The sequence below is a fragment of the Rothia nasimurium genome (assembly GCF_928392795.1).
GTDB lineage: Bacteria > Actinomycetota > Actinomycetes > Actinomycetales > Micrococcaceae > Rothia > Rothia nasimurium_F.
The window spans coordinates 368,779-386,328 of sequence record NZ_CAKMTJ010000001.1 but is presented as its reverse complement, the minus strand read 5'-3'; the positions used below and the strand labels follow the sequence as shown (position 1 = coordinate 386,328).

Here is a 17,550-nt window from a genome sequence, read left to right as displayed (position 1 = left end):
CCCCGCTCACCGGTGTCGGTGGGCGGGGAGTTTTTGTTTTATCGAGCCTCGTGCAGGGCCTGGCGGTAGCCCTCTAGGCGGGCTAGCTCATCCTGTACAGGGGCGGTGACACAGCGGGCCGCCACATCGGCCAGGTTGGTTTCGAGTTGGCGGCGGATGTTCTTGGCGTAGATGCGGTGACCCACCGCCGCCAGCCCCCGCCCCAGGGCCGCTGTCAGTATGCCCAGCAGGACGCCGGTGGCCACCAGCAGGGTGGGGACGGGCAGGGGGAAGCCCTCAACTGTGGGCGGATCGGGCAGGACGATCTGGAAGTAGCCAGCAAGAGCTAGGCCGGTGAGCCAGAGCAGGCCCACAAGAGCCGTTGCCAGCCCGACCCATTGCAGGGCGTTGAGCAGGTGCCACCACCAGCGCTTCTTCTGGGCATCGTAGTGCACGGTGGCTGCGGCGCGCTCAATTTCGCCGGGGAGCTGGCCCTCGAAGGTTCGGGCTGCTGCCCTGATGGAGTGGCTCCAGGGCTCTTCCACACCGTCTGAGACGCTCGTGGCGAAGGTGCGCAGGGAGGTTGAGAGGGCCGCTTTCTGGGGGGCTCCCAGCGGTGGCAGGGATGACTTAGAAATGGGAGCCCCGTCGTGCTCCTTATGCAGGCCTAGGCGTTTGAGGGGGTCGCGTTTGATTTTGAGCAGCCAGCGGGTTGCAATCCAGCCGGTAGACGAAGCAGCGTGCAGCCTATAGGAGTCAGACGCGGCCTTGACCAGGGCTTCTGCACCTGAGGCAGCGTAGAAGTCGTTCTCAAGCCGGGTGGTTGCGGCGGCGGTAATGCCCGCGGGCTCTCCCCCGCCGTCCTGACCAGCCAAATCTGTGCGGACGCCCGCCAGGTCAGCTTCGATGCGGGCTACCGCAGCGTTCTTGGCGACGGCCACCTGGCCGAGAATCTCGCGCAGGCGGGGTATCTGGTAGCCGGTGCGGGCAGAAACCCCCAACGGATCAGCAAGCAGGGTGGAGGTGAGCCCGTCCTGGGCCAGTAGGAGCTTGAGGGAGTCCAGGACTGCGGGCACTTCGGCTTCATCCAGGCGGTCTACCTGGTTGAGCACGGCCAGGGTCACTGCCCCGTGGGCGGCTAAGGGCCGGATGAAGTCCTGGTGAATCACGGCATCGGCGTATTTTTGGGGGTCCATGACCCAGACCAGCACGTCCACGCACTGGGCCATTTTCTCAACGATTGCCCGGTTGGAGGCCTCTACCGAATCGAAGTCAGGCAGGTCAAGGAGCACGAGCCCGCCGGTGGCCTGTTCGGTCTTGCCAGCTCCCACCGAACGGCGGATTTTGTTCCACATGCCCACGGTCACCGGCACATCGGCGCGGTTGAGGGCCTCTGCTGCCTGGGCGGGGTCTTCGTCCATGTAGGTGCGGTTATCTACTCCCAGCCAGTCCAGGAGGGGTTCTGCACCTTCCCTGCCCCAGATAGCGGCCTGGGCGGTAGAGGTGGTGGGGCGGCGGGCAGCGCTCTTGGCGATTTCTTTGCCTACGACCGCGTTGAAGAGGGTTGACTTGCCCGAACCGGTTGCGCCAAAGAAGCCGATGACGGTGTGTTCGGCGGAGAGTTCGCGGCGGGCTGCTGCGCGGGTGAGCACCCCCCTGGCGGTCTCGATAGTTTCGGGGTCTACGCGCCCCTCGCCCAGTTCCAGGGCGGTAGTGAGGGCATCGACGCGGCTTGCTAGGGCTGTGGTTGCGACAGCTGTATCGGTGGTGGTCACGGTGGTTACTCTCGCTTACTCGGTGTCAGTGCCGGTGAATGCTGAATCGCTGGTGGTGGAGGCGGACGCCAGCTGCTCCCCTGCCCGGGTCAGGGCCTGGGCTGCTGCGGTTAGGTCAGCCGCCGATGGGGTTTCAGGGTCAGCTGCCCCGGTCGTCTCATCAAGACGCTGGGTGAAGCGTTCCTGCTGGCTGATGAGGAGTTCCTGTATGCGCTCTTCCAGGCGGCTGCGGGCACCGGCTGCCATGCGGCGCACGGCGTCCTCACCGAAAATTGCTTCCAGCAGCTTCTGGCCAACGACGCCTGAGCCGCCAGCGATGCCAACCTCTAGACCGGTCAAGCCGCCGGTCATAGAGAAAACCGCGACCATGAGAATTACGGCGGTGACGTTGACGCCCAGCGACATGAACCGCGCTTTTTGGCGCTTACCGGCACCTTCAGCGGCGATGATGTCCATGACGTCTTGCTGCCAGGCGCGAATAGATTCAGCAACTTCTTCGGAGAAGTTCTCACCGAGGGAGGCTAGGTCGTCCCCGTTCAGCAGGGCACGGCCGGCCCGGTCTTCGAGCCAGCGACGCTGGGCGGTTTCGGCGGCAGCTGCCGCTTCTTCCATGATGACCGAGTGCAGGCCCACTTCGAGGGCTTGTTCCACCTCAACGGCGCGAGTGGGCGGGGTACCCCTAAAGAAGCCGGCTACCCGGTCGCGTACCTTGCCAATGGTGGTTTCGACCTGGCGGAAGAATTCGCCGGTGCCCACAAAGTCCTGCCAGCGGGTCAGCACCTCGCCGCGGAGCATCTGCCCGTCCTGGGTAGCCTCGTTGAGATTAGCCAGGGCGCGTTCAAAGGCTGTGGTGACGTCCGCGCGCAGACGGGTCTCGGCGTCCTGCTGTTCCCCGGCGGCCTGGGCCAGGGTAATAGCCTGCTGGGCTACCCCGCGCACGGCTCCTTCGAGGGTTCGGCGGGCGATATCTGAACGGGCGTCCACGTCAGCGCCCAGGGAGCGTAACCAGAAGATGAGCGGGGTCAGGGCGACGGAGGGCAGCAGGCCGCGTTCGTCGCGTTCCTGTTCGGTTACAGAGTGAATGAGGGCGGGGGTGATACCGGCTTCGGTGAGCATGCGGGTGAGGTCGGCTTCGATTTCGTCCTCGGCCCCTTCGGGCACGCGGTTGAGCACCACAGCGATGGTGATATCGCGGGCTGCTGCCTGGCGCAGAATTTCCCAGGGCACGGCGTCGGCGTAGCGGTTGGCCGTGGTGACAAAGAGCCAGAGGTCAGCGGCGCGCAGGAGCTGCTGGGCCAGGCGGCGGTTCTCGTCTGAGACCGAGTCAAAGTCGGGGGCGTCAATCAGGGCGATGCCGACAGGCAGGGACTCTACGGGCACGGTTACCAGCTCGTCTTGGCCGCTGTGGGGGTTGGCCCCGGGCAGGGCTTCACCGGGCGCTACCGGTACCCGCACCAGGTGGGGCAGGATTCGCTCGGGGGTGAAGGCGTCGGCATCCTCGGGGCGGTGGAGCAGGACGGGCTGGCGGGTGGTGGGGCGGATTGCCCCGGAGCGGGTGACGGGCTCCCCCATGAGGGTGTTGACCAGGGTTGACTTACCGGCGCCGGTAGAGCCGCCCACGACCACTGTGAGCGGGGCGTCTAGGGTTGCTAGCTTGGGCAGAATGTAGTCATCGAGCTGGGTGACGGCGGTACGGGATTCTTTGCGCGCGTCGTCAGCGGAAGCTGTGATGAGGGGAAAGGACGCTGCCGCCAGGGTGTTGCGGGCGTCGCGGACGGCTGCGAGAGCGGGGGTGATTGTTTCCTTGTGCACGCACCCTATTCTCGCATGTTTAGCGTAGGTTGAGGGTCTTGGGGCTCAATAAAGCTGAGGACAAAAGAAAAGCTCCACATCTTGGTAGATGTGGAGCTTTTAGCCTGTGACCCCAACCGGATTTGAACCGGTGTTGCCGCCGTGAGAGGGCGGAGTACTAGGCCGCTATACGATGGGGCCGAAACTCTTTCGAGCTGTTACCGTTTCCGGCAACAGATAAAACTATACACAAGGGGTTCACCTACAGGCAAATTGAAGAAGTGTAATCTGCACTACCCTAGATTCTGCCAGACTCCGCCAGGGCTAGCCTCAGGGGAAGAGATCAGGGCCAGGCTGGCTACATTCGGGTATGAAAAAATCCCCCGCTTCAACAGAAGCGAGGGATTTTAGCCTGTGACCCCAACCGGATTTGAACCGGTGTTGCCGCCGTGAGAGGGCGGAGTACTAGGCCGCTATACGATGGGGCCGTAACATCTTGAATCAAGATGTTCGCTGGGATACCAGGACTCGAACCTAGAATGACGGTACCAGAAACCGTAGTGTTGCCAATTACACCATATCCCATTATTATTTGCTCCGGCTTGTTTTCCTTTCGGAAGTCATCGCCGCAACGAGTAATAACTCTATACGAGCTTTTGAGTGCGTGCAACTTGAAATCTGTAGAGCTGGCTCACACTCAAGTAGTTCACCTCGTATTTACCCTTATTTCTAGCGGTTTTTGGCCCCAAAATTTTTGTAAAAATTCCTGAAAAAGTCGCTGCGGGCGTCCTCACCCGCCCCTTTTACCTGCATCTGGTAGGAAAAAAGCACCGCCCCGCTCCCCTGCTGAAGACAGGGAAACGGGGCGGGGCGTGAGCTAAACCTCGATATTTTTTAGGCCAGAGAAGCTCGCAGCTTCTTCAGACGGGCAAGGGAAGAATCCTTACCCAGAATCTCCATGGATTCAAAGAGAGGCGGTGAGATGCGCTGGCCGCTCATAGCGGTGCGCACCGGGCCGAAGGCCAGGCGGGGCTTGATCTCAAGACCGTCGACGATAGCTTCGCGCAGGGCAGCTTCGATAGTTGCAGCGGTGAAATCGGTTAGGCCCTCGACTGCGGTGATAGCCGCATCCAGAACTGCCGGTGCTGATTCCTTAAGCTGCTTGGCGGCGTCCTCAGCAACCTCAATGTTCTCATCTGCGGTGAAGAGGAAGCCGAGCAGGCCGGGGGCCTCGCCCAGAAGCTGCATGCGCTCCTGCACCAGGGGCGCGGCCTCAGTCAGAATAGCCTGCTCGCGCTCGGTCAGCTGCTCAAAGCTCTCGGCTGAGACCAATTCAGCCTTGTGCAGGAAGGGAACCAGGCGGTTACGGAAGTCCTCTGCTTCCAGCAGGCGGATGTGGGTGCCGTTGATGGCCTCAGCCTTCTTGACGTCAAAGCGGGCGGGGTTAGCCAGCACGTCCTTGATGTCGAAAGCAGCCACCATCTGGTCCATGGTAAAGATGTCTTCGTCGTGGGAGAGGGACCAGCCCAGCAGGGAGAGGTAGTTGAGCAGGCCCTCCTTGATGAAGCCGGCATCCAGCAGGTTGTAGAGGCTGGATTCGGGGTCGCGCTTGGAGAGCTTCTTGTTGCCCTGGCCCATGACATAGGGCAGGTGGCCAAATTCGGGGATGAAGCTGGTGACGCCGACCTCAACTAGGGCCCGATAGAGGGCGATCTGGCGGGGGGTGGAGGACAGCAGGTCCTCGCCACGCAGCACATGGGTGATACCCATCAGGGCGTCGTCCACGGGGTTGACCAGGGTGTAGAGGGGCTTGCCGTTGGCGCGGACGACCACGAAGTCGGGTACGGATCCGGCCTTGAAGGTGATGTCGCCGCGTACCAGGTCGTGGAAGGTGATGTCCTCATCGGGCATGCGCAGGCGCAGGACGGGCTGGCGCCCCTCGGCCCGGTAGGCGGCCTTCTGCTCTTCGGTCAGGTCGCGGTCAAAGTTGTCGTAGCCCAGCTTGGGGTCTTCGCCCTTGGCCTTGTGGCGCTCTTCAACTTCTTCGGGGGTGGAGAAGTCTTCGTAGACGAAGCCTCCGGCCTTGAGCTTCTCTACTACCTCAGCGTAGATGTCCATACGTTCTGACTGGCGGTAGGGCTCGTGGGGGCCGCCGATACCGACGCCTTCGTCCCAGTTGATGCCCAGCCACTGCAGGGATTCGAGCACCTGGTTGAAGGATTCTTCGGAGTCGCGGGCAGCATCGGTGTCTTCAATACGGAAGACCATGGTGCCGCCGGTGTGCTTGGCGTAGGCCCAGTTGAAGAGGGCGGTGCGCACCATGCCCACGTGCGGGGTGCCGGTGGGTGAGGGGCAGAAGCGGACGCGGGTTTCGCTGGGGTCGTTAAGTTTCAGAGCGTAATCACTCATGGATGTTGGCACATCCCTTTCTTCTTGAAAGCTGGTGGTGGGTTCTAGTTTACTCGCCGCTTTTCTTCGGCGCGGAACTTTGCTGAGGGGGGGTGTTTACTCAGCGCGGACGGTATTGATCAGGGAGCCGATGCCCTCTACCTCAATCTCGACCTCGTTACCTGCGCTCAGGCGTCCTACCCCTGCGGGGGTACCGGTGAGGATCACGTCACCGGGCAGCAGGGTGAAGTATTCGCTGGCTGCGGCAACGAGTTCGGCCACGGAAAAAACCATGTCGGCGGTGGTGCCGTCCTGTTTGAGGTCACCGTCCACCCAGGTTTGGATGGCGAGGTCGTCGGTGTCCAGGTCGGTTTCAATCCAGGGGCCGAGGGGGCAGGCGCCGTCGAAGCCCTTGGCGCGAGCCCACTGGATGTCGGTTTTTTGAGCATCGCGGGCGGTCAGGTCGTTAGCGACGGTGTAGCCGTAGATAACTTCGGGCACGCGGTCCAGGGGCACGGACTTGGCGATACGGCCGATGACGACGGCGAGCTCACCCTCAAAGGAGACGTTGTCTGACCATTCGGGCAGGGCGATGGGGTCACCGGGGCCGATGACGGAGGTGTTGGGCTTGAAGAAGAACTGGGGGGTGGTGGGGGTTTCGTTGCCCAGCTCGGAGGCGTGGTCGCGCCAGTTGCGGGCCACACCAATGACCTTGGAGCGGGGAATGATGGGGGCCAGCAGGCGGACGTCCGCTAGGGGGTATCGCTTGTCGGTGGGGTTAATGCCGGTGTAGAAGGGGTCGCCGGAGAGGACCGTGATGGTCTCTTCGCCGGGCTCACCTTCAACCAGGCCAAAGTGCAGGGTATCGTCTACAGTAAATCGGGCAATGCGCATGGTTCTAGACTACCGGACTCCCCCAGGGCTGGGCGGCGAAGGCTGGCCTTAGCCTACTCTTCTTTGCCTGCCTGTTCATCTTTGTGGGCTTGGATAATCTCATTAACCAGGTCCCGGTCAAAGTCCTTGGCTTTGAGCAGCTCAGCTTCTGCCGGGAGAGTGTCACTTACCTTTAGCTGGTTGATTATGCTGCTTCTTACTTTTGGATTCTGTGTATATTTAACGGGTCCAAGGGAGAATGAGGCCTTGTCTAGATAAGCCTCGGCCAGGTTCGCACCCTCCAGATGAGCACCCACCAGGCTCGCACCCTCCAGATGAGCACCCACCAGGTTCGCACCCTCCAGATGAGCACCCACCAGGCTCGCACCCTCCAGATGAGCAGCCACCAGGCTCGCACCCTCCAGATGAGCACTCCCCAGGTACGTACCCTCCAGATGAGCAGCCACCAGGTTCGCACCCTCCAGATGAGCACCCATCAGGTACGCACCCTCCAGATGAGCAGCCACCAGGTTCGCACCCTCCAGATGAGCACGCACCAGGTTTGCTTTCGTCAGCTCTCGACTGCTGAGGTCAAGACCCCGCAGGTCAAGGTAGCTGAGGTCAAAGGTGCCCTGCTGGCCGTCTGGAGTTTTAGGTTCAATCTCTTCCTTCTGAGCGCTACTAGACTCATTATCTACCCTTTCCTCAAAAAGAGGAAAGATATCCTGAATCACAGAATTGAGGGTTCGAACATCTACTTCACTGCGCTCTGAGGAAATTTTTTCATCTGATTCTTGATAGACGCCAAAGAGGAGCTTCAGAATATTCCGTTGCTGGCTACCTTTCTGACTCTTCACCAGTTCGGAATTGTCAGCCAGTGTTTCCCAATCCCGATAAAGAGCCGCTAGCTGGAAGTAACTGGCCGAAACTTCACGCGGTTTGCCTCCATAACGGCGGGAAATGATTTCATGGAGCCTATCGTTCAGGCTCTTAATCAGTTCCGCATCTAGCTTCTGCTGTTCAGTCTGCTTCTGCAAAAGACGGTTCTCTTCACCCGTCTTATAGCTGACCGCCACAGACACCACCACGCCCACAGCGGCAATCAAGGCCGCAAAGGCAGTAGCTATCCCCTGCCGGGCGTCCTTCCAGTAAACGTCATAGGTAGCAAGAGTAAGGGTAAGAACTGCTAAGGCAGAGACCAGAAAAAGAGCAGGAAGAACCGCTACTACAATACGGAAAAGCTGTTTACTTTCCTTCTTAACTGACTCCTTGGCAGAAGAAGCCCAGAAGCTCAAACCGCCTACTACACAGCCGAAGAATCCGGCAAGAGACCAGTCAGCCCACCCTAGCGCTTCAAAGGTAAGCCTCCAATACTCACGGTCATAGAGAATCCCCGCAAGCATCCAGCCATACACGAAGGCACCTGTTCCCCAGGCGATTGTAACCAACCAAAATCCTAGGTCGTACCTTTTTTCTTTCTTGCCTGCTCCAGGCTCACCTGGGCTTCCAAGGTCCTTAGGTGCCTCTGTCATCTTTTCCTTCCACTGTCAGTAAGAACTGATGGGGTTTCGCCTTATTTCTCAACTCATTCTATGGGCCAAGTAACCTGGTTGACATCGTCCGCCCCGCTGTCCTACAGTAATCACCAGTTCTTGTTCCCTACGGAAGGCTCCCCCAGTGGATTTTTCAGCGGTTCTCTAGACCACGCTGAAACCCCTCACCGCGGTTTTCAGCACTTCACCTCTTTGACGCTGATTGGATCGCACCCTCATGCCTATTTCCGTATCTGAACCCCACCTTTCTTTTAACAGCCTCAGCCTGATTTGGCCCGACGGCACCCCCTGCTTTGAAAACCTCACCGGCGCTGTCAGTGCCCCGGTTACAGCCCTCATTGGCGATAACGGCTCCGGCAAATCAACCCTGCTCAAGATTCTGGCAGGCACGCTAGAACCAACGAGCGGCAGCATCAGCCGGCCCGGTACCGTCGCCTATCTGCCCCAGGATTTAGGGCTCACCCCGCAGACCACCATCGCCGACCTCTTCGCTATCACCGACGTCCTCGACGCCCTCACCGCGCTAGAAGCCGGCGACTACTCCGAAGATCTCTACGACCGGATCGGTGATAACTGGGACGCCGCCGAGCAAGCCCAGGCTGCCCTGGCCGCGTCCGGCTTCTCCCCCGCCCTAGCCGCTACCGACGCCCGGGCCCTCATGCGGCGCACCGTCGGCACGCTCTCGGGCGGCGAGGCCGTCACCGCAGCCCTCACAGCCCTAGTTGCCACCCGCCCCGGCGTCCTACTATTGGATGAGCCCACCAACAACCTTGACGCCGACGCCCGCGCTACTCTCTACCGGCTCCTAGATACTCTGCCCTGCCCCGTGCTCGCGGTCAGTCACGACCGCGACCTGCTCGAGCGAGTCGATGAAGTGCTAGAACTCAGGCAGGGAACCCTGCGCTCTTTCACCGGTAACTACAGCGCCTACCGGCAGGCCATCGACAGCGAGCAGGACGCCGCCGCCCGCCACCTGCGCGAAGCCAAGCAGGTTGAGCGGCAGGAAAAGCAGGAGCGCATCGAGGCAGAAACCAAGCTGGCCCGCGCGGCCCGGGCTGGAGCGACCGCCCAGGCTAACCGGCGGGGTTCGCGTATGTCGATGGGGCTGGCCGCCTCCTCAGCCCAGCGGTCGGCGGCCAAGATTCGGCAGACCCACCAGGGCAGACTGGAAGCCGCTACTGTCACCAGGCAGGCCCGGGAGCGAGATATCCGCGAGGACCAGGCCATCTACCTTGACCTGCCCGACACTCGGGTGCCAGCAGGTAAACGGGTGCTGGAACTCACCCTGCGGCAGGGTACCGGTGCGGACGCCCATCCCCACCAGGGTGAGCAGGAGCAGGTGGACGACGGGGCGGCTGCTACTACTCCCCTGCCTGAGCGGCTGATTGTCCAGGGCCCAGAGCGCCTACGGCTAGCCGGGTCTAACGGGTCAGGTAAGAGCACCCTGCTGAGGGCCATCATGGGTGATTCTCAGGCTGCTGAAACCGCCCAGTACACCTGCGACTACCGGGTAGCGAACACCGGTTACCTGCCCCAGCGGCTGACACTCCCCCAGGACCAGAGCATGCTGCAGCTGGTCATGGCAGCCAACCCAACGCTGACTGAGCAGCAGGTCCGCGATGATCTGGCCCGGCTGCTCTTCCGCCGGGAACGGGTGCACCTGCCCGTGGGTGTTCTCTCCGGTGGCGAACGTTTCCGCGTGGCCCTGGCAAGCGTCCTCTTGGCCAGCCCGGCACCGCAGCTGCTGATTCTGGACGAGCCCACCAACAACCTCGATATGGCCTCGGTGGACTGGCTGGTGCAGGCGTTAGCCTCCTATGAGGGTGCGCTCCTGGTGGTCAGCCACGACGAAGCCTTCTGTGCGCAACTAGGCCTGACGGACGTCCTAACGCTCCCCAAGCACCACTAGAAAAGACCATTTAAACTAGAAAAACCCACCTAGTTGGTGGGTTTTTCTGATTTAGGTGGTACCTACCAGAAGAGAGACTAGACCAGCTTCACGTTCCAGCCCAGGCGGTCCTCAACCTTGCCGGTCTGAATACCAACCAGCTCTTGACGCAGGGCCATAGTGACCTCGCCGCCGTCCGCACCTGATGCCGAGGGGACCTCAAAGTCAGCGGCCTTGAGCTTACCCACGGGGGTAATCACAGCAGCAGTACCGCAGGCGAAAATCTCGGTAATCTCACCGTTTGCTACACCCTCGCGCCACTCGCTCAGGGTAATCTTGCGTTCTTCCACGGTGTGGCCGCGGTCCTCAGCCAGCTTGATGATGGACTTACGGGTCACACCGCGCAAAATAGTGCCGGTCAGCTCGGGGGTGACGATACGTCCGTCCTTGTAAACGAAAAAGACGTTCATGCCACCCAGCTCTTCGATAGCGTCATCGCGGTTGGGATCCTTGAAGATGACCTGCTTACAACCGTTGGCCTCGCCCTCCAGCTGGGCTGCCAGGGAGGCTGCATAGTTGCCGCCGCACTTGGCCTCGCCGGTGCCGCCCACGCCAGCGCGGGCGTAAGTGGTGGAAAGCCAGATATCAACGGGCTTGGGGGTGCCGAAGTAGTTACCGGCAGGGGACGCAATGATGAAGAAAGAAACCTCGTGGGCCGGACGGATGCCCAAGAAAGCCTCGGTGGCGATCATGAAGGGGCGCAGGTAGAGGGATTCACCGTCGCCGCTAGGCACCCAGTCGGCGTCGATGGTGACCAGCTGGCGGATGGCTTCAACAAAGAGTTCTTCAGGCAGGTTGGGCAGCACCAGACGGTCTGCTGATTTATTTAGACGGGAGGCGTTCTCTTCAGGGCGGAAGGTGGTGATGGATCCGTCTGCCTGGCGGTAAGCCTTGATGCCCTCAAAAATTTCCTGGCCGTAGTGGAAAACGGAAGCCGCCGGGTCCAGGCTCAGAGGGCCGTAGGGCAGGACCTGGGCATTGGTCCATTCACCGCCGTCGGTGTGGGTGCCACGCCAGTCAATGCGCACCATGTGGTCGGTGAAGTAGTTACCGAAACCGGGGTCGGCGAGGATTTCGGCGCGTCGTTCGGCGCTGGCGGGGTTAGGGTTGCGGTTGATGGTGAATTCGAGTGACATGCTCATCCTTCAAACTGTGTCGTGGGGTCTCTTATCTAGGGTACCCCAGGGTCTTTCGCTCTGTTAGCTAGCTTACGCAAGACCCCACCGGGTTTCGGTGGGGTTAGAGGCTTAGCCCAGTTGGGCAAGGATTGCGTCGCCGATTTCGTCGGTGGCGCGGGTTGCGCCGGGGTTGGCGGCCAGGTCAGCTTCAACGGCCTGCTCGATTCGGGCGGCTGAAGCCTCGTAGCCTAGGTGGCGCAGGAGCATAGCAGCTGCCAGGACGGTCGCGGTCGGGTTGGCCTTGTTCTGCCCGGCGATGTCGGGGGCAGAGCCGTGCACGGGTTCAAACATGGAGGGGTAGGTGCCGTCGGCGTTGATGTTGCCGCAGGCTGCATAACCGATGCCGCCGGTAATGGCACCGGCCTGGTCGGTAAGAATATCCCCGAAGAGGTTATCGGTGACGATCACATCGAAGCGGGCGGGGTCGGTGGTGAAGAAAATGGTGGCTGCGTCAATGTGCAGGTAGTCGGTGGTGACCTGGGGGTATTCTTCGGCGACCTTGGTGAAGATGCGGTTGTAGAGGGCACCAGCGTTGACCAGCACGTTGGTCTTGTGGATTAGGGTCAGCTTTTTCTTCTCGCGGCTGGCGGCCAGCTCGAAGGCGTAGCGCACCAGGCGTTCGATACCGTAGGCGGTGTTGACCGATACTTCGGTAGCGATTTCAGCGTCGGTACCGGCGCGCAGTACACCGCCGTTACCGGCGTAGGGGCCTTCGGTACCTTCACGCACGACTACAAAGTCAATGTCGCCGGGGTTGCTCAGGGGTGAAACAGCGCCGGGGAAGAGGCGGGAGGGGCGCAGGTTGATGTAGTGGTCGAAGGAGAAGCGCAGGTTGAGCAGGATTTCTCGTTCGATCAGGCCGCTGGGCACGGCGGACGAGCGCGGGTCGGCTCCCACTGCGCCGAAGAGGATGGCGTCGTGCTGGGCGAGGGCGGTCTTGGTCTCTTCGGTGAGGGTCTGACCGGTTGCGAGCCAGTGTTCTGCACCGAGGGGGTATTCGGTGGAGGTGACTGTGATGTTGTCGAGTTCGGCGGCGCGGGTGAGGACGCGGTGGGCTTGGGCTACTACTTCGGGGCCGATGCCGTCGCCGGGGATGACGGCCAGGTTGATGGAGCTGTTTTCAGTCATGGTTTAAGGCTAGTCCTGCGAGCGCAGCTTTGCCCATATTTTGACTGGTGGTTTCATATATTGAATTAGGGTGTAAGGTCGCCGATAGCCGGCAGTACCTCTACCGGTTTATTGCCGGTGGGGGCTACTTCGAGGGTAACGAGTTTATCCCCTACCAGATGGGCGAGGACGAGCGTATCCCCATCCTTAGTGTTTGCAGCCAGGTAGGTGCGGGGCAGGTCCTGATTGATGGGCTCGCCCGGGTATAGCAAATCGTAGGTCAGGCAGGTGCCGCAGTCGCAGGCCTGCACTATCTGAGCTTCTTCAAGGGCAGCAATTGCTGCCTCACGTTCTGCTGTATTCGGTTCACGGTCACTGGGGGTGTGGGGCTTGGCCAGGCGCAGTACCGCCGCAAAGAACTCTTTTTCTTGTTTCATAGCCACACTATAAAACTGAACCACATGCCTTGTCACCAGCCCCAGAGTTTAATCGGGGCTCAACAAGGCATGTGGTTCTATAAGTGGTGAGCGAACGGTTAGACGTTCTTCTCAATCAGTTCCTTGACCGCCTCAACATCGTTGGGCAGGTCAATGACATGACGGTCGGCGTCCATGATGCCAGCAAAGCGCTCGGGGATGGCAGGCTCAGCGCCGGTTGCTTCGAGGATGGTTTCAGCGAATTTAACCGGCAGGGCGGTTTCTAGGCAGATGATAGGGGTATCAACCTTCCCAGCCCAGTCGCGGGCGACCTTTACGCCGTCCGCGGTGTGGGGGTCAAGCAGCACACCCAGGCGCTCGTGGGCATCGCGAATGGTGGCGACGCGGTCGGCGTGGGTTGAACGGCCAGAGGCGAAACCGTAGCGCTCAGCAGCTTCGGCAAAGGCCGGGTCATCGGTCAGGGAGAATCCGCCCTGACGCACCTTGAGGCCAAAGAGGTCAGCGGTCCGCTCGGCGTCACGGCCTAGCAGGTCAAAGACAAAGCGCTCAAAGTTTGAGGCCCGGGAGATATCCATGGAGGGGCTGGAAGTTTCGTAGGTATCAGCCGATGAGCGCACCCGGTAGTCGCCGGTGCGGAAGAATTCATCCAGCACATCGTTCTCGTTGGTGGCCACAATCAGGCGGTCGATGGGCAGACCCATCTGGCGGGCGATGTGACCGGCGCAAATATCACCAAAGTTACCGGTGGGCACACAGAAGGAAACCTTCTGGTCGTTGGTTTCGGTCGCACGAATCCAGGAGGAAACATAGTAGACGATCTGAGCCATCAGACGGGCCCAGTTAATAGAGTTGACTGCGCCAATGCGCTTCTCAGCCTTAAAGGCAGCGTCAGCAGAAATAGCCTTGACCACATCCTGACAGTCGTCAAAGACGCCGTCGAGGGCAACGTTGAAGATGTTTTCATCGTCCAGGCCGAACATCTGGGCCTGCTGGAAGGGGGTCATACGGCCAGCCGGGGTGAGCATGAAGACCTTGATGCCGGGGCGGCCGCGCATGGCGTACTCGGCAGATGAACCGGTGTCACCCGAGGTTGCGCCCACAATATTGAGGGTCTCGCCCCGGCGGCCCAGTTCGTACTCAAAGAGTTCACCCAGCAGCTGCATGGCCATGTCCTTGAAGGCGGCGGTGGGGCCCTCGGACAGGTGGCCGATCAAAATACCGGGTTCCAGTTCAGTAACCGGAACAATTTCTTCGGAGGCAAACTTGGGGTAGGAGTAAGCCCGGGCAGTCATGGCCTTGATATCGTCGGCAGGAATATCGTCGATGAAGAGCTGCAGCACCTCAGCTGCCAGCGCCGCGTAGCCTTCTTCTGCCAGAACGGTCCGCCAGCGGGTGAGGGTGGCCTCGTCAAGAGCAGGGTAGGTTTCGGGCAGGTAGAGACCGCCGTCGGGGGCTAGGCCACCGAGCAGGATGTCGGTGAAGCGGGCGGGAGTCTTGGATGCGTCGCGGGTTGAGATGTACTGCATGGGTATAAGCCTACCGAAACTGCCCGGCCGGTGGCGCTAGGCGCTCATACTGCGGTATGAATTTAGGGTGCGGACGCCCGCCGCCACCTTCCCGGGGCCGGGGCTGCTTTTAGACTTAGGAGGGTGGATACCCTTCAGTTAGAGCTGGCTGCTACTCAGCGCCGTAAGAAGCTGGTCAATGCGATCGCTGTTGCCCTGGGGCAGATACTGACCCTACTGATAACTCTTGCCTTTGGTCTTTCCATGATGGAGGGCACCTGGGCACTGATCTACATCGTTGCTTGGCTAGTTGCTACGTCCAGTCTCTACTTCCGGTATTCCCGTCCGGTCCTGGTCTTGGTTCTGGTGGTGGTATCGCTGCTGGTCACTATTCCTGCTCAGTACCCTGCGGTGGGCTCCTGGTGGACAGCCCCGGTGATGGTCTACCATCTGGTGCGCTATTTTTCGCGCCCAGTCCGTATTGGAACTTTTCTTGCGGCTCTGCTTGCTTCGCTTGTTGGCGGCTTTGTTTTTGCTCGTACCTTTTTGGTCTATGACTTCACAGCTTTTGAGTTCTACGTTACCGCTCTGACCGCTGCTTTTATCTGTGCGGCCATCGTTACTATTGCCTGGTTCTTTGGGGATTCCCGGCGGCTACGCGAGAACCGCCACCGGGCACTTATTGAGCGCAACCGCCAGCTGGAACATGAGCGGGAACAGGAACGGGCACTCGCAGCCCTGGACGAGCGGGCTCGCATCGCCAGGGAGATGCACGATATCGTGGCGCATTCGCTCTCCGTCATCATTGCCCAGGCGGACGGCGCCCGCTACGCTGCCGCTGCCCAGCAGGCTGGGAGCGGGGCGGGGACGTCCGCGCAGAATGAGCCCGTGGAACTAGCCGCCCTGGGCACGATTTCTGAGGCGGCGCGGTCGTCCCTGCAACAGATGCGTACCCTGCTGGGGGTCCTGCGCACCGATGAGGGCACTACCGTTGAGCCCCTCCCGGCCCTGCACAACGTCCCCCAGCTCATTGAGCAAACCCAGAAGCTGGGCATACCGGTGCGCTTTAGCACGGTATCGGGGGTTGAAGAGAAACTGCCGCAGGGTGCCGACCTGACCATCTACCGTATTGTGCAAGAGGCCCTGACCAACGTGGCCAAGCACTGCCCGGGCACTCCCCTGGTGACCGTCACCATTAGCGAGGGTAAGCAGACCCTGGATATCGACATCACCAACCTGCCCCAGGCCGAGCCCACCGAGCCCCTGCCCGGTGCCCGCCGCGGGCTGCTGGGTATGCGCGAACGTGTCGATATGTACCACGGCACCCTGCACTACGGCCGCCTAGCCGACGGGTCTTTTAGGGTTTTTGCCCAGATTCCCTTCGTGCCCTAGACCCGTTTTTACCAGCCCCCCATGATGACCAGGAGCGATAGAGTAAAACCGTGATTAGAGTTCTTCTTGTAGATGACCAGCAGCTTGTACGTTCTGGCCTGGCTATGCTGATTGGTTCGCAGGCCGATATGCAGGTGGTGGCCCAGGCCGGGGATGGTCAGCAGGCTATCGAGCTGGTCGCCGAGCTGCAGGCCGCGGGGCTGGGGCCTGATGTGGTGCTCATGGACGTGCGCATGCCGGTGCTCGATGGCATCGAAGCAACCGGAGCTATCATCGCCGCCCACCCCGAGGTCAAGGTGGTCATGCTGACCACCTTCGATATCGACGACTACGTATACGCCGCGGTTCAGCGCGGGGCCAGCGGCTTCCTGCTCAAGGACGCCCCGCCCGAGCAGCTTCTCGGGGCCATTCGGACGGTGCAGCGCGGGGACGCCGTCATCGCCCCCAGCGCCACCAAGCGGCTGCTTGAACAGATGATTCCCCACCTGGCAGGAGGTGCACCCACCCAGCAGGCGCCCCAGAAACACGCTGAAAAGATTGCCAGCCTGACCAACCGCGAGCGCGAGCTCTTCTTGCTCATTGCCCAGGGCCTGTCGAACGGTGAGATGGCCCAGCAGCTCTTTGTTTCTGAGGCGACCGTCAAAACCCATGTCTCGCATATTCTGGCTAAGCTTGAGGCCCGCGACCGCGTGCAGGCAGTGATTATTGCCTACGAGGCGGGGCTGGTTTAACCTTCAATACTGAAAATTATTAGGGTCGGCAGCGAGCGTGAGTCTGCAGAACCTATTTTCATACCTAGGTATGAGGCCCGCCCCTTTCGCTTCACTCCCTAGTGCGATGTGCCCTACCCCACCGCCTTGCCATACTGGGTATATGAGCACCTCACACACTATTCCTATCGCTGTTTCTGCCCGGAATCTTTCTAAAACCTATGCGGGTGAGTCCCCCGTGCACGCCCTGCGCAACATTTCCATTGATTTTGAGCGGGGCAAGTTCACCGCCATCATGGGCCCTTCTGGCTCCGGCAAGTCAACCCTGCTGCACACGCTGGCAACTCTCGATGCCCCTGACCCCGGGGAGCAGACGTCCGTACAGGTCAAGGGCGTAGAGCTGACGGGGCTCAAAGATTCCGCCCTAGCTGAGTTCCGGGCCCGTAATATCGGTTTTATCTTCCAGGCCTTTAACCTGGTCCCGACGCTCACCGCGGCCCAGAACATGGAGCTGCCCCTGGGGCTGGCTAAGGTGGCGGTAGATACCATCTGGCGGGATGAGCTGGTGCGCATTTTGGGTCTTGAGGACCGCCTCAAGCACCTGCCCTCCCAGCTCTCCGGTGGGCAGCAGCAGCGGGTGGCAATCGCCCGAGCCCTGCTCCCGCGCCCGGCCGTCATTTTTGCGGACGAACCCACCGGCGCCCTCGACTCGGCGACCAGTACCGAGGTTCTGGGGCTCCTGCAGCAGGCCAGCCGGGAACAGGGGCAGACTATTCTGATGGTGACCCATGACCCGCTTGCGGCCTCTTACGCTGATCGGGTGCTCTTGCTCAAGGACGGCCAGCTAGCCGGTGGGCTCGAAGCCCCCACCCAGACCAGTGTGCTCTCAGCCCTGGCAAGGCTAGGTGATTAAG

The 17,550-nt window shown here is 60.9% G+C and carries 13 protein-coding genes and 3 tRNA genes; 4 read left to right on the top strand and 12 right to left on the bottom strand.

From position 1 onward, the window contains the following. Positions 1–38: 38 nt before the first annotated feature. From L6963_RS01700 to L6963_RS01665, 8 genes are all read right to left on the bottom strand, one after another. A complete protein-coding gene (locus tag L6963_RS01700) occupies positions 39–1,754 on the bottom strand; it encodes a dynamin family protein (protein ID WP_237206398.1) in 1,716 nt (571 codons plus the stop codon). Positions 1,755–1,769: 15 nt separating this feature from the next. Next, the gene (locus L6963_RS01695) at positions 1,770–3,566 is read right to left on the bottom strand and encodes a GTPase (protein ID WP_237206397.1); all 1,797 of its coding nucleotides are present in this window, start codon (positions 3,564–3,566) and stop codon (positions 1,770–1,772) included. A gap of 107 nt (positions 3,567–3,673) precedes the next feature. Beyond that, a tRNA-Glu gene (locus L6963_RS01690) sits at positions 3,674–3,746 on the bottom strand. A 214-nt stretch (positions 3,747–3,960) separates the two neighbouring features. Next, positions 3,961–4,033 (bottom strand) — tRNA-Glu (locus L6963_RS01685). A gap of 25 nt (positions 4,034–4,058) precedes the next feature. Beyond that, a tRNA-Gln gene (locus L6963_RS01680) sits at positions 4,059–4,130 on the bottom strand. Between the two features lie 309 nt (positions 4,131–4,439). Continuing rightward, on the bottom strand, positions 4,440–5,954 hold the full coding sequence (gltX, locus tag L6963_RS01675) for a glutamate--tRNA ligase (RefSeq protein ID WP_237206396.1): 1,515 nt from the start codon (positions 5,952–5,954) through the stop codon (positions 4,440–4,442). 96 nt (positions 5,955–6,050) lie between these two features. After that, positions 6,051–6,827, bottom strand: coding sequence for a fumarylacetoacetate hydrolase family protein (locus L6963_RS01670; RefSeq protein ID WP_237206395.1), 777 nt, complete (start codon positions 6,825–6,827; stop codon positions 6,051–6,053). Between the two features lie 53 nt (positions 6,828–6,880). After that, positions 6,881–8,338 (bottom strand): pentapeptide repeat-containing protein, encoded by a 1,458-nt coding sequence (locus L6963_RS01665; protein WP_237206394.1) that lies wholly within the window; start codon positions 8,336–8,338, stop codon positions 6,881–6,883. Between the two features lie 238 nt (positions 8,339–8,576). Here L6963_RS01665 and L6963_RS01660 point away from each other — a divergent pair, with 238 nt between their 5' ends. Continuing rightward, positions 8,577–10,268: an ABC-F family ATP-binding cassette domain-containing protein gene (locus L6963_RS01660; RefSeq protein ID WP_237206393.1), complete on the top strand. Its 1,692-nt coding sequence runs from the start codon at positions 8,577–8,579 to the stop codon at positions 10,266–10,268. A 77-nt stretch (positions 10,269–10,345) separates the two neighbouring features. On the opposite strand, the gene L6963_RS01655 is transcribed toward L6963_RS01660, so the two are convergent. The 4 genes from L6963_RS01655 to thrC form a co-directional block, all read right to left on the bottom strand. Beyond that, positions 10,346–11,443, bottom strand: coding sequence for a branched-chain amino acid aminotransferase (locus tag L6963_RS01655; RefSeq protein WP_237206392.1), 1,098 nt, complete (start codon positions 11,441–11,443; stop codon positions 10,346–10,348). Positions 11,444–11,554: 111 nt separating this feature from the next. Next, positions 11,555–12,613: a 3-isopropylmalate dehydrogenase gene (locus L6963_RS01650; protein ID WP_237185912.1), complete on the bottom strand. Its 1,059-nt coding sequence runs from the start codon at positions 12,611–12,613 to the stop codon at positions 11,555–11,557. 65 nt (positions 12,614–12,678) lie between these two features. Further along, positions 12,679–13,029, bottom strand: a complete 351-nt coding sequence (locus L6963_RS01645; RefSeq protein ID WP_237206391.1) for a hypothetical protein — start codon at positions 13,027–13,029, stop codon at positions 12,679–12,681. 98 nt (positions 13,030–13,127) lie between these two features. Continuing rightward, entirely contained in the window at positions 13,128–14,555 is a 1,428-nt protein-coding gene (thrC, locus tag L6963_RS01640) for a threonine synthase (RefSeq protein ID WP_237206390.1), read from the bottom strand. Positions 14,556–14,678: 123 nt separating this feature from the next. On the opposite strand from thrC, the gene L6963_RS01635 reads away from it, so the two are divergent. The 3 genes from L6963_RS01635 to L6963_RS01625 all read left to right on the top strand — a co-directional run bounded on the left by L6963_RS01635 (position 14,679) and on the right by L6963_RS01625 (position 17,549). After that, entirely contained in the window at positions 14,679–15,926 is a 1,248-nt protein-coding gene (locus L6963_RS01635) for a sensor histidine kinase (protein ID WP_237206389.1), read from the top strand. A gap of 104 nt (positions 15,927–16,030) precedes the next feature. After that, on the top strand, positions 16,031–16,657 hold the full coding sequence (locus L6963_RS01630) for a response regulator transcription factor (protein WP_237206649.1): 627 nt from the start codon (positions 16,031–16,033) through the stop codon (positions 16,655–16,657). Between the two features lie 142 nt (positions 16,658–16,799). Then, positions 16,800–17,549 (top strand): ABC transporter ATP-binding protein, encoded by a 750-nt coding sequence (locus L6963_RS01625; protein WP_237206388.1) that lies wholly within the window; start codon positions 16,800–16,802, stop codon positions 17,547–17,549. The last annotated feature ends 1 nt before the right edge of the window (position 17,550 follow it).

Bases quoted from the DNA above. Each gene is read 5' to 3' on its own strand.
- L6963_RS01630 (WP_237206649.1), top strand. From the start codon at position 16,031: ATGCTGATTGGTTCGCAGGCCGATATGCAGGTGGTGGCCCAGGCCGGG.
- L6963_RS01655 (WP_237206392.1), bottom strand. From the start codon at position 11,443: ATGTCACTCGAATTCACCATCAACCGCAACCCTAACCCCGCCAGCGCC.
- gltX (WP_237206396.1), bottom strand. From the start codon at position 5,954: ATGAGTGATTACGCTCTGAAACTTAACGACCCCAGCGAAACCCGCGTC.
- L6963_RS01670 (WP_237206395.1), bottom strand. From the start codon at position 6,827: ATGCGCATTGCCCGATTTACTGTAGACGATACCCTGCACTTTGGCCTG.
- L6963_RS01650 (WP_237185912.1), bottom strand. From the start codon at position 12,613: ATGACTGAAAACAGCTCCATCAACCTGGCCGTCATCCCCGGCGACGGC.
- thrC (WP_237206390.1), bottom strand. From the start codon at position 14,555: ATGCAGTACATCTCAACCCGCGACGCATCCAAGACTCCCGCCCGCTTC.
- L6963_RS01645 (WP_237206391.1), bottom strand. From the start codon at position 13,029: ATGAAACAAGAAAAAGAGTTCTTTGCGGCGGTACTGCGCCTGGCCAAG.
- L6963_RS01625 (WP_237206388.1), top strand. From the start codon at position 16,800: ATGAGCACCTCACACACTATTCCTATCGCTGTTTCTGCCCGGAATCTT.
- L6963_RS01665 (WP_237206394.1), bottom strand. From the start codon at position 8,338: ATGACAGAGGCACCTAAGGACCTTGGAAGCCCAGGTGAGCCTGGAGCA.
- L6963_RS01660 (WP_237206393.1), top strand. From the start codon at position 8,577: ATGCCTATTTCCGTATCTGAACCCCACCTTTCTTTTAACAGCCTCAGC.